Genomic DNA, 8,384 nt, shown 5'->3' on the forward strand with positions numbered 1-8,384 from the left:
TGCATCGTCAGAAGCCCAGGTCCCGGAGCCACGCGAGCAGGTCGTCCTCGCGCTGCGTGGCCTGCTCGGCGCTCCAGGTGCCCAGCTCCCGGGAGTCGACCAGCAGGCCGTCCCGGAGGTAGATGACGCGGTCGCCCCGCACGGCGCAGCCCGGGTCGTGGGTCACCATGACGACGGTGGTGCCGTCGCTGTGCACGTCCGTGAGGGCGTTCATGACCTCCTCCGACATGCTGCTGTTCAGCGCGCCGGTGGGCTCGTCCGCGAACAGGATGGACGGCTCGCCGGCCAGGGCCCGGCAGATCGAGGCGCGCTGCAGCTGACCGCCCGACACCTGGGTGATGCCGTGGTCCTTGACGTGCGCGATCCCGAACCGCTCCATCAGGGCGTCGACGCGCGCGATCGCGGCGTCCTTCTCCTTGGGCGCCGCCTTGAGCGCGGGCAGGAGGATGTTGTCGCGCACGTCGAGGTTGCTGAGGAAGTGCGCCTGCTGGAAGACGAAGCCCATCCGTGTCAGCCGGACGCCTGCCATCTCGGCGTCGTCGAGGGACGTCAGCTCGCGCCCCTCCAGGAGGACGTTCCCGCTCGTCGGCCGGTCCATCCCGCTGATGCTGTACAGCAACGTCGACTTGCCCGAGCCCGACGCCCCCATGATGACGACGAACTCGCCCTCGCGGACTGTCAGGTCGATCCCGCCGAGCACCTGCGTGGGCGGGTCGGTGGAGAAGTACGTCTTGGTCAGCGCCCGCGACTCGAGGGTCACGGTTCCTTGGTTCGGCATGAAGTCTCCCATCGTCATTTGAGCCACATGCTCTTGTCGGCGCTGCGGATGCCCCGGGTGAGCAGGACCACGCCGAGGTATCCCGCGCCGGCGAGGACCAGCGGGTACAGCACGTAGACGAGCCACGGCTGCGGGATGAAGGACAGCTGCGTGATGCCCAGGCCGCTCAGCGCGAGGAGGCCGCCCACGAGCGACTCGCCGGCCGTGGCCGAGAAGACGACCCCGAGCACGGTCCCGGCGACGACCACGACCAGCGTCTTGATCCGGACCTGGGCGACGATCTCGCTCGCCGAGAAGCCGACGGCGGTCAGGACGCCCATCTTCGACCGGTCCCTCGTGAGGCGGAGCTTGAGGAACAGGCTTGTGATCAGGACCGCCACGCCGACCCCGAAGACCAGGGACAGCCAGGCCGCGTTGCGGAACGCGTTCGTCATGTTCGAGAACGTGTCCCGTACGTACTCCCGCATCGGCAGCACCACGGTCGTCGGGAACTGCTCCCCGAGCCCGGCCGCGACGACGGCGGGGTCCACTCCCTCGGCCACCGCCGCGTAGACGACGTAGGCCTCGGCACCCTGCGACACCTCGCCCTGCATCTTGGCCGTGTAGCCCGTGGCCGTGACGTCCTGGTAGACGCCGCTGACCTGCACCGTCACCTGCTCGCCGTCCCGCCGGATCGTCAGCTCGTCGCCGGTCGCCACCCCGTACTTGTCCGCGTTCAGCGCGGAGAGCGCGATCTGCCCGGCCTCCGGGGCGCCACCGTCGGTGAACCGGACCGTCGCGCCCGAGTAGTCGCCGATCTCGACGCGCAGGATCTCGGGACCTTCCTCGCCCTCGACCTGGTACTGCAGGTTGGCGTACGTCGACACGTCCGTCAGGCGCTCGTCGCCCCGCATGGCGGCGACGAGCGCCTCCTGGACGCCGTCGACGTCCTCCTGGTACTGCACGTCGGCCCTCAGGTCGGTCTCCGGAGCACCCATGTAGGTGACGATCCGGGGGCTCTCGAAGGTGCTGAGCACGTTCGTCGGCAGCGTGATGAGGACCGCCGTCAGGAAGAAGACGACCGGGACGAGGACCCACTGCCCGCCCTCGGCCCGCAGGTCGAGAAGAGCCAGCCGCAGGTTGATGTCGCCGGCCGACGACGTGAGGCTCGTCCGCCGGACCCACCGGGCCTGCCGCTTCGCGCGGCGTGCCGCCTGCTTCTCGTCGAGGGTGCTGCCGTGGACCAGGGCGTTGACCACCTCGATCTTCCGCACCGCGCCGAGCACACGACGGCAGATCGCCACGACGATCACGTAGACGGCGGCCAGCGCGAGCACCGGCACCAGGAAGGTCGCCACCCCGAGCGGCGCCTCGGCGTAGTTCACCTGGACGCTCCGCGTCAGGAGGTTCGTCGCGACGACGGCGAGGAGGCCCCCCAGCACGCAGGCGACGAGCGTCATCACGCTGTACTTCGAGAGATACAGGCCGGTGATCGCCTTGTCCGGCAGCCCGACGGCCTTCATCGCGCCGATCTCACGGACCTCGTCCTCCAGGGTTCCCCGGATCACGAAGCGGAGGTTGAGCAGCGCGATCACGATGAGGAGCAGGCTCACGAAGACCAGGGCCAGCGCGACGAGGCCGTCGCTGATCGTGTGGATGATCCGGATCTGCTGGTCGGTGACCGCCGGGCCGTTCGTCGGCAGGGCCGGGTCGGACTCGTACGCCGCCTGGAAGTCGCTCGCGCCGCCCGCGTCGGTCAGCCGGTACTCGGCGATGATCTCCGGGGAGGCTCCCCCGGCGCTCTCCAGCCCGTCGAAGTCCTCGGCGGAGACGAGGAACCGCGTCGAGGACGACAACGAGGACGCCATCTGCGAGTCCCGGACGAACCCCTCGATGCGCAGGGCGTACGGGCCGTCGTCGGTCCGGACGGTGAGCTCGTCGCCCGCCTCGAGGCCGAACTTCTGCTGGTACGCCACCGGGGCGTACACCGCGCCCTGCGCGGGCTGCGCGATCTGCCCCGACTCGTCGATCAGGAAGTCGAACTCCTCGTTCTGGGTGACGAAGAGGTTGTCGATCAGGCTCTCGGTCAGGTCGCCCGACTCGCCGGTCGCCGGGCGCACCCAGGCGAGCGACGCGCTGTCGTAGCCGAGCATCTCCTCGATGAGCCAGGCGTCGATCTCCGGGCGGTCCGCCGCGAACTGCTCCAGCGCCCGCTCGTCGTAGTCGCCCTTGTGCATCTGCAGGAAGTGCGGTGGCTGCGCCTGCGCGAACAGCTGGCCGACCGAGCCCGCGAGCCGCTCGATCACCATCGCGCCCGTCGCCATCAGGAACGCGCTCAGGACCAGGATCACCAGCAGCGCAGCGTTGACGCCCTTGTTCCGTACCAGGTCGTTCACCGCGTACCGGGAGTACAGGGACTCTGGCTTGATCACTCGAAGCTCCAGATCCCCGGGATCTGCAGCGACATCCAGGTCAGGACCACGTGGTAGACCACGTCGAGGACGATGTTGCTGACCTCGACCCAGTCGGTCTTGCCGCCCTCCCTGCGCTTCCGCACGATCTCCTGCGTGTGGGTCCACAGCCCGCTGAGGCCGTAGATGTACAGGGTCACCAGGGTGCCGACCCAGAAGTTGCCCTGGAACCAGATGGACATCACGCCCATCACCCCGAGGCCGAGCTGGGCGAACCCGTACTTGACCTGGAACGGCCCGCTGGGCCAGCCGAGCTGCGCGGCGGTCCTCTTGGGGTAGAGGACGTTGATGATGAAGCCACCGACCGCGATGATCCCGTGAGAGACCGCGAACTGGTGCAGCAGGACGGCTCTCATCACCTCGACGCTGTCAGCCGGAAATCCCTGTACGGCGAGCTGTGCAAAGGCTGTGAGCAGCCCGATCCCGATGATGACGACGATCCACATTGCCTTACTCCTTTGATTCCCACGATTGTTCGAGCAGGTCGTTCTCGAGCTTCCGGATACTCCTTACCCGGGGGACCACGACGGCCGTCGCGACGAGCAGCAGCCCGACGACCATGAGCATCAGGCCGATCCCTCGCGACGGGCCGACGCCGACGAGGGACCCGAGGCTCCCGGCCAGCGCACCGCCCGGCACGAGCAGCGGGTTGAAGACGACGTCGGCCAGCACGCCCGAGACGGCGTAGGCGACGAGGTAGCCGAGCTGCGAGATGAGCCCGACGAGGCCCCACACCTTCCCCTGTGTCTCGTTCGGGATCGACGAGCGGACCAGCACCTCGACGCTCGTGTTGAGCGGGGGGAGGGTCATGAAGAAGACGAAGGCCAGGACGCCGATCAGGAGCACGTTCGGGGTGGCGCCCAGGAGCAGGACGGCGACGCCGGCGACCGCCAGCGCGTAGGCCATGTACGTGAGGTGGCGGTTCCCCATGTTGAAGATGCCGATGGCCAGGCTCGAGACCACCATGCCGATCGCCGCGACGGAGCGGACGATCCCCAGGGTCTCCTCGTTCGAGAGGTCGAGGAGCATCGGCGTGAGCAGGGTCTGGAGAAAGCCCATGCAGAAGGTCACCAGGGTCACCAGGAGCATCAGGACGGTGATCCCCCGGTTTCTGGCCAGGAATCCCACCCCGAAGCCGAAGTCGGCCCAGAAGCCGCGCTCCGACGGCTGCCTCCGGGTCCTGATGGTTCGCCAGACGAGCGCGACGCAGAGGGTCGTGACCGCCAGGGTGCCGACGTCGATCAGGAGGACGACCTCGATCCCGAACCGCGCCATCAGGAAGCCCGCGATGGCGGGTGAGATGAGGTACTGGGACGCGGCGGCGAACTGCACCAGCCCGCCGGCCCGCGCGTACTGGTCCGGGGTCAGGAGGTCCGTCACGGTGGCCCGGTAGGCAGGGTCCATGACGGACGTGAAGACCGAGCTGACCGCGACGCAGGCGCAGACGACGGGCACCGTCCCGAGCCCGCGGTCGACCAGCAGGAGCAGCGCGACCAGGCCGACCGCCGAGAACGCGTCGCTCAGGATCATGAGCAGCCGGCGGTCGAACCGGTCCGCGAGGACGCCCCCCAGCGGGGCCAGGACCACCCCGGGCAGGAAGGCGGCCAGCGTGACCAGCGCGACGGAGGTGCTGCTCCCGGTCGCCCGGTAGACGTACACGCCGAGGCCGAACGCCGTCAGGCCGTTGCCGAGGCGGGCGACGAGCTGCGCCGCCCAGATGATCATGAAGGTGCGGAAGTTGCGAGCGACCTCCGCCTCGGTCCAGGCCGCCCCCGGAGGGGACTCCACCGTCATCAGCGGACCCCTTCGAGAGCCGGCCTGCTGCCCGCGCGGACGTCGGCGAGGATCAGGTCGAGCGGCTCGACGGCGGTCAGCACGAACATGTGCCCCTCCTCCTCGAGCACCTCGGTCCGGAGGGGCGAGGCGAGGTACTCCTGCCACTCCTCCGCGGTGCCGTCCGGCGTCTGCGGGTCGCGCCCGCCGAGGACGAGCCGGGTGCGCACGTCGACCGCGACCGGCGGCAGCCGCTGCGCGTCCTCGAGGACCTGGTAGTCCGCCCGGAAGGCCGGCAGGAACAGCTCGACCAGCGACCGGTCGCGCACCACCTCGTCCGGGATCGCCCCGAAGCCCTGGAGGTGCCTCAGCAGGTCCTGCTCGGGCAGCGTCGCGAAGCCCGCAGCCGGCACGTGCCGTGGAGCGCGCGACGCCGAGAGCACGAGATCCGTCGGACGCCGCCCGTCGAAGGCCGGCCGCCCCTCCATCGACCGCAGCACGTGGTACGCCACGACGCCGCCCATGCTGTGCCCGAAGAACACGGCGTCGGGCCGCAGCACGTCCTGCAGGCTCTCCAGGTAGCAGTCGACGAGCGCGCCGAGCCGGCTGACCGGCGGCCGGACGGACGGACCGTGGCCCGGAGGGTTGGCGGTCCAGACGTCCCAGTCGCCGCTCAGCTCCCGGACGAGCCGGTTGAAGGACGCCCCGAACCCACCCAGGAACGGGAACATCACGATCTGCCGGCCGGCGTCAGAGGGTCGGAGGTTCCACAGGACCGAGGTTCCGGATGACGGGCGCACTCAAGCCGTCTCCTCGTGACGCGCGCCGGTGAGCTCCGGCTCGCTGCTGGGTGCCGGGTCGAGCTCCTTGCTCTTGTTCCCGACGCCGGGGAAGACCGCCCCCGTCCGGACCGTGTACTCGTTCTCGAGGTACTCGGGGAAGACGAACGGCGGGTCCAGCTCGCCGCCGGCCTGGCGCTTCAGCACGAACCAGAGCAGCACGACCAGGGCGCCGAAGAGCACCATCTGCACGAGCTGGGTCGGGGTCATGAAGACGTACATCTCCCAGTGGCTGCCGGACGCCGAGACCCAGAACGGGACGAGGAAGAACAGCACGTTGCCCTTCATCCGGCTCAGCAGGAAGCTCATGCCGATCCCGAGGACGCTGAGCTGCGTGACGTACAGCGGCCAGGCGGTGGCCAGCTCGAACGACGAGAACAGGTTCCCGGGGGCCACGAAGATGCCGATGCCGAGGCCGGTCGCGATGCCCGACCTGATGTGGCTGCCGGTGACCCGGTGCATGAGCGGCAGGAAGAACCCGAACCAGCCCATGGCGATCGCCAGCATGCCGACCTCGCCGAGGAAGAGCCCGAAGAACGTGCCCGCCATCTCCAGCGGGTTCTCGGGGTCGGGCGGCACCGGGATCCCGAACAGCAGGCACACGCCCCGGACGGCGTAGACGTACGCGAGCATGATCGCGGCCAGGGCCGGGATCCACAGGAGGTCCTTCGGACGCGGGACCAGCGTGCGCAGGAAGTTCAGGACTCCGCGGAAGCCGTCGTAGAGGAAGAGGACGATCACCGCGGCGATCGCCGGGCTGTTCAGGACCGCGACCACCAGGGGGTTCGAGAGCTCCAGCTCGCCGAAGAGCCCCACGGCGAACTCGTAGTCCGGCAGGTAGAACAGCACCAGGGCCCAGACGGAGCCGACGGTCAGGGCGAGGTACAGGACCAGATACCTGGTGTACGGCTTGAGCGGACGCTTGGCGAGGGGGGCGGTCTCAGACACGGGGTTTGCCATTTCTCTCAGGACCCGAAGATCTCGTCGATGGACTGCTTGGCCTCGCCGAGCGCCCTGCGGGCCCGGGTCTCGAAGACCTCGAGGTCGTCGTCCGACAGCTGGGCGTTGGGGTAGAGGCGCGAGATGCTGGACACGAGCACGCCGTGCCGCTGGAATGCCGTCGCGACGATGATGTCCTTGCTCATCAGGTCGAAGTCGTACTGCCCCGGGTGCTCCAGGGGCTCCTCTGAGCAGTGGTAGGAGGCGACCCCGGGGGGCCCCTGCACCACGAGCGGGAGGCCGACCCGGGCGGCCTCCTCGACGAGCGTCGACCGGAGCTGCCCGGCACGGCGGTGCATCGCGTGCAGCACGGCCTCGTCGTCCCTCGCGAGGATCGTGAAGGTCGCGGCGACGGCGGCTGCGCCGAGGGGGTACCCGTTGTACGTCCCGGCGTGGATGACCTTCTTGCTCTCGAGCAGCGCCATGAGCTCGCGCCTGCCCGCGAGCGCCGAGACGGGGACGCCGCCGCCGCTGATCGCCTTGCCGAGGGTGGTCAGGTCGGGGATGACGCCGAGCGCCTTCTGGGCGCCGCCGAGGCCGGTGCGCACGCCCGTGATCATCTCGTCGAAGATCAGCACCACGCCGTGCTCGGTGCAGAGCGCGCGCAGCCGCTCGAGGAAGCCGGGCGCCGGCTCGATCGACCCGCCGTTGACGCAGACCGGCTCGGTGAGGACGCACGCGAGCGTGTCGCCGTGCTCGCCGAAGAAGCTCTCCAGGAGCTCCGTGTCGTTCCACGGCAGCAGGTACGACTGGTCGGCCATCACGTTCGTGGCGCGGCCGGCGGTTCCCTTGTAGTCGCCCTTGAAGTCGACGGGGACCGGGTTCTGGGGGTCGGTGACCCGCCCGCCCATGATGTTGTCGGCGTTGCCGTGGTAGTGGTTCTCGAACCGGAGGAAGCGGTTGCGCCCGGTGTAGGCGCGCGCCAGGCGGAGCGCCGTCTGGAGGATCTCGGTGCCGGAGAGGCCGAACCGGATCATCTCCGCGGACGGGATGTGCGCGGCCATCAGCTCGAGCGCGTCGGCGTCGGCGTCCGTGTGGCTCACGCAGAGCACGCGCCGCACGGCGTCCTGGAGGGCGTCGAGGTACTCCTCGTGCGCGTGCCCCAGGATCATGGCACCGAAGCGGGCGTAGAGGTCGAGGTACTCGTTCCCGTCCATGTCGGTCAGGCGGCTGCCCCGGCCGTCCACGAAGTGGAGCGGGACCTCCTCCCACGGCATGTTGAAGTTGTAGTGGACGCCTCCGGGGAGGACCTGCTTCAGCCGCTCGTGGTACTGGTGGTTCGCGGTCTGCAGCGCCTGGGTCACGACGCCTCCTCGGCGAGGTAGTCGCTGATGTCCTCGACGGTCTTGAACTCGAACAGCGCGACGGGGTTGACGTCGATGTCGAGCTCCTTGCGCAGCCGGTTGATGATCTTCAGCGCCTGGACCGACGACACCCCGAGCCGCATGAAGCTGGACTGGTCGTCGATCTCCCCGGGGGCGATCGAGAGCTCGGCGGCGATCTCCTTGATGAGAACCGTCTTGATGTGATCCACGTCCATGGTGA

8 protein-coding genes are annotated in these 8,384 nt (G+C 69.2%); all 8 read right to left on the minus strand.

The window, feature by feature from the left end:
* Positions 1-7 precede the first annotated feature (7 nt).
* Positions 8-796, minus strand: a complete 789-nt coding sequence (locus tag D1350_RS03745; RefSeq protein WP_240643859.1) for an ABC transporter ATP-binding protein — start codon at positions 794-796, stop codon at positions 8-10.
* A complete protein-coding gene (locus D1350_RS03750; RefSeq protein WP_240643860.1) occupies positions 793-3,189 on the minus strand; it encodes an ABC transporter permease in 2,397 nt (798 codons plus the stop codon). Before D1350_RS03750 ends, D1350_RS03745 begins: the two co-directional genes overlap by 4 nt.
* A complete protein-coding gene (locus D1350_RS03755) occupies positions 3,186-3,674 on the minus strand; it encodes a DUF6790 family protein (protein ID WP_125774082.1) in 489 nt (162 codons plus the stop codon). The genes D1350_RS03750 and D1350_RS03755 overlap by 4 nt, the downstream gene beginning before the upstream one ends.
* 4 nt (positions 3,675-3,678) lie before the next feature.
* A complete protein-coding gene (locus D1350_RS03760) occupies positions 3,679-5,022 on the minus strand; it encodes an MFS transporter (RefSeq protein WP_125774084.1) in 1,344 nt (447 codons plus the stop codon).
* Positions 5,022-5,732, minus strand: a complete 711-nt coding sequence (locus D1350_RS03765; protein ID WP_125774086.1) for a thioesterase II family protein — start codon at positions 5,730-5,732, stop codon at positions 5,022-5,024. Before D1350_RS03765 ends, D1350_RS03760 begins: the two co-directional genes overlap by 1 nt.
* A 69-nt stretch (positions 5,733-5,801) precedes the next feature.
* A complete protein-coding gene (locus D1350_RS24035) occupies positions 5,802-6,788 on the minus strand; it encodes a hypothetical protein (protein ID WP_206074413.1) in 987 nt (328 codons plus the stop codon).
* Between the two features lie 17 nt (positions 6,789-6,805).
* Positions 6,806-8,143, minus strand: coding sequence for an aspartate aminotransferase family protein (locus D1350_RS03775; protein ID WP_240643861.1), 1,338 nt, complete (start codon positions 8,141-8,143; stop codon positions 6,806-6,808).
* Positions 8,140-8,379 (minus strand): acyl carrier protein, encoded by a 240-nt coding sequence (locus D1350_RS03780; protein WP_125774088.1) that lies wholly within the window; start codon positions 8,377-8,379, stop codon positions 8,140-8,142. Before D1350_RS03780 ends, D1350_RS03775 begins: the two co-directional genes overlap by 4 nt.
* Positions 8,380-8,384: the final 5 nt, after the last annotated feature.

Source organism: Antribacter gilvus, assembly GCF_003946865.1.
GTDB classification, from domain to species: Bacteria; Actinomycetota; Actinomycetes; order Actinomycetales; family Cellulomonadaceae; genus Antribacter; species Antribacter gilvus.

What these genes read in the sequence shown, in the direction of transcription:
- D1350_RS03745 (WP_240643859.1), bottom strand. Translation starts at nt 796, where the DNA reads ATGACGATGGGAGACTTCATGCCGAACCAAGGAACCGTGACCCTCGAG.
- D1350_RS03755 (WP_125774082.1), bottom strand. Translation starts at nt 3,674, where the DNA reads ATGTGGATCGTCGTCATCATCGGGATCGGGCTGCTCACAGCCTTTGCA.
- D1350_RS03760 (WP_125774084.1), bottom strand. Translation starts at nt 5,022, where the DNA reads ATGACGGTGGAGTCCCCTCCGGGGGCGGCCTGGACCGAGGCGGAGGTC.
- D1350_RS03765 (WP_125774086.1), bottom strand. Translation starts at nt 5,732, where the DNA reads ATGTTCCCGTTCCTGGGTGGGTTCGGGGCGTCCTTCAACCGGCTCGTC.
- D1350_RS03780 (WP_125774088.1), bottom strand. Translation starts at nt 8,379, where the DNA reads ATGGACGTGGATCACATCAAGACGGTTCTCATCAAGGAGATCGCCGCC.